The following is a 2,717-nucleotide window of genomic DNA, read 5'->3' as shown; positions in this document are numbered from 1 at the left end:
AACCTTCTTGGAAACTCAGAGTGATGAGTAATTGCGTGGAAAATGTACATTTTTATTTTCCACTTTTTGAACATTTAAATATTGAAATTTACACCATGCCCTTATAGATAAATCCATAAAGTCCGGCAAAACATGAACTTCACTTTTTATACAGCCGAGAGCATAGCTACCCCTGTTCAGTATAAACATAGGGACGTATTCTTCTTCCACCATGTTCATTCAAACTTGAGATGCCAATTTGGCATTTCAAGACAATATCCTTTTAAATATCCTCTAGCTTCGTCAACTCCCCCAACTTCTTTGCGTAGACAAGCAGCCTCTTCTTATCATCTTCATTTAAGCTTTCATATTCTAGCAGAAGCTGCTTCCCCTTGTAATCAATCTTAGGTACTGTGACATCAGGTTCATCAATTCCTTTTCCGGTAAGAAGAATCTCTGGTGTTACTTCTAAAACTCTGCATATGTCCATTATCTTATCAGCAGAAGGAGTATGCCCTTTTGTCTTCCAATCACTAATTGTGCTAGGAGCTATACCCGCTGCTTTTCCAAATGAGTTTTGGCTCATGCCTCTAGCCTTTATTAAATAAAAGATTCTTTCTGTAATAGTCATATTCTGCTCCAAATTTCCATCGATTAATCTTAAATTGACTAATCCTCAATCGGTGTAATATATTTTGCAAAATCAAAATCCTCAACACCATCTACCAATATTATATTACTATACTGACTTGGTGAAAGCATTTTTATCATTTCTTTTTGTGATATATAAAAATCAATTCCCGGGCACTGACAATACATCAAATCACCCCCTGCATCTTCAAACTCTTTATGCAAAATAAGATACAGTAGATTTTCAATACAGCTATATTGACTATAATCTCTATCTGAAATATCATGTCCATAATTTTTTTCAATAAATGTGTCTTCGTATTCGTCATAAGTAGGAATAATTAAATCTCCATCGATAACTTTGAGCTCGTCAAAAGCATAGTCGGAATCATATAACGCAAAAAAGATTCCCTTTCCTGCCAAAAATGATTCTATGTGTACTCCATATTCATTTATATGAATATATTGAGTCAACCTAATATTGTATTTTTTCAGAATATCATAATCGACCAAATCATTTATCTTCTTTTTAGTATCCTCCATAGAACTGATTAAATCAGCCTTCCGAACCATATTCTCTTTTTCTTCCTCAAGCTCTTTTGGATAATCCACATCATTTATATATTTTTCAACTGATTCATAACCTGCGTCATATGCTTTACGTTCCAAGGTTCCGCCTGCTAGCATAAACTTTAGTGGATAAAAACTTCTAAGAGTTTCCGCTCTACTTCTCAAAGTGTCAACTCTAGTATATTCCAGATGCTTTATCCTATCTGAAAGCTCTACATCACCTAATATAATATTGTTATATTTAGTTTCTTCTACAAGTTTTGGAAGTCCATTCTTTTCAACAATCAGCTCTGGCCTCGAATTTGCAAAAATTTCGAGACTATCATACCCAAATTTTTTAGCTACGTCCTCCGCTAACAAAAACACTTTATTTTCGACTATTACTCTGTTTTTAAATAAGTATTCTTTTCTCATCATAATTCTCCTCGCAAAAATACTTAATAAATCTATTGACACATACCATTTTCGTCTTTATTATAAGAATCAAGAAATGGGTTTTTTACTGAGTAAGGTCTTCGGACTGGAAAAGGTCACTCGTTTCTTTTTTTATGTTCATAATGTCGTATAAGTATTTCATACCATCCTTATCATGTCTTAAAATCATTGCCACATGAAAAACATTGTATCTTTCAACTTCCCCATCACCTGCAAATACCGGTAATGCAAATCGCGATTCATATTTATACCAGCCGTACTTTGCATCCTTTTTATGCTTTGCCTTTGAATTATCTGTATGTTCCATGTTAGTAGCGGTGATTATAAGCTCAGGTAAACCTTGAGCTGCATTGGCTTTTGCTTTTTCATTAGCGCCTTTTAGAATATGTGTATATTCCGAATGAGCATACTCATCAGGTAAATCTGTACCTATATACACTACCTCATTTGTCTCTGCAATTGTGTAGAACTCGCCCACATACTGTCTGAGGTATTCTTCAACATCAATCCATTTTATTCCACGTTTTCCACGAAAAATGATGTCATTGATCATTACAACATTATGCCCTAGTGCATCCTTGATAACTGAAACATTTCTTGAATTACTTTCTTTTTCCAACTTTAACATTACTCTCTTTCTTTTCTTCTTTACCGATACCGTTCATTTTCTTTAGCCCATCATAATAAGCTTTATACCTGTAGGCTGTACGTCGGCTGATTGTTCCCTGATTTACAATCTCCATAATTGTAAGACCGTCCTCATATAGCGCCACAAAGTCGTTATATGACTTCATCCAATGCTCATCATGCTTCTGTCTACCGGCAAACTTTTTACTTTTATAGAATTCAAGTTCTTCCCTAAGTTTTTTATTCTCTTCTTCAAGTTCCGATATTCTTTTCAAAGCATCTTCAAGTGTCATAGCAATAATATCCTCCTTTGTGCCAATATTCTTATGGCACAATTATAATATTGCATGACAACAGTGTCAATTTACACTTGGCACCTATGCAATGTCATTAAGTTAACATTGCGGTGGAGGCTACGATGAAGAAAACGAGATTGAAGTGATATGCTTCAATCTCGTTTTTTCCTTTTTTAGACA

The 2,717-nt window shown here is 34.4% G+C and carries 4 protein-coding genes; all 4 read right to left on the bottom strand.

The annotated features are described in order from the left end of the window. Positions 1–262: 262 nt before the first annotated feature. The 4 genes from BM097_RS15850 to BM097_RS15835 all read right to left on the bottom strand — a co-directional run bounded on the left by BM097_RS15850 (position 263) and on the right by BM097_RS15835 (position 2,534). Positions 263–610 carry a helix-turn-helix domain-containing protein gene (locus BM097_RS15850; RefSeq protein WP_090552660.1) on the bottom strand — a complete coding sequence of 116 codons (348 nt, stop codon included), beginning with the start codon at positions 608–610 and terminating at the stop codon, positions 263–265. A gap of 38 nt (positions 611–648) precedes the next feature. Beyond that, positions 649–1,593: a hypothetical protein gene (locus BM097_RS15845; RefSeq protein ID WP_090552658.1), complete on the bottom strand. Its 945-nt coding sequence runs from the start codon at positions 1,591–1,593 to the stop codon at positions 649–651. 85 nt (positions 1,594–1,678) lie between these two features. Beyond that, positions 1,679–2,242: a hypothetical protein gene (locus BM097_RS15840; protein WP_090552654.1), complete on the bottom strand. Its 564-nt coding sequence runs from the start codon at positions 2,240–2,242 to the stop codon at positions 1,679–1,681. Continuing rightward, on the bottom strand, positions 2,217–2,534 hold the full coding sequence (locus tag BM097_RS15835) for a helix-turn-helix domain-containing protein (RefSeq protein ID WP_090552651.1): 318 nt from the start codon (positions 2,532–2,534) through the stop codon (positions 2,217–2,219). The genes BM097_RS15840 and BM097_RS15835 overlap by 26 nt, the downstream gene beginning before the upstream one ends. Positions 2,535–2,717: the final 183 nt, after the last annotated feature.

Origin of the sequence: Pseudobutyrivibrio sp. OR37, assembly GCF_900113655.1 — a bacterium.
GTDB lineage: Bacteria > Bacillota > Clostridia > Lachnospirales > Lachnospiraceae > Pseudobutyrivibrio.
This window is presented reverse-complemented; position numbering and strand designations above follow the sequence as displayed.

Coding starts and splice junctions, on each gene's coding strand:
- BM097_RS15850 (WP_090552660.1), bottom strand. CDS start 610: ATGACTATTACAGAAAGAATCTTTTATTTAATAAAGGCTAGAGGCATG.
- BM097_RS15845 (WP_090552658.1), bottom strand. CDS start 1,593: ATGAGAAAAGAATACTTATTTAAAAACAGAGTAATAGTCGAAAATAAA.
- BM097_RS15840 (WP_090552654.1), bottom strand. CDS start 2,242: ATGTTAAAGTTGGAAAAAGAAAGTAATTCAAGAAATGTTTCAGTTATC.
- BM097_RS15835 (WP_090552651.1), bottom strand. CDS start 2,534: ATGACACTTGAAGATGCTTTGAAAAGAATATCGGAACTTGAAGAAGAG.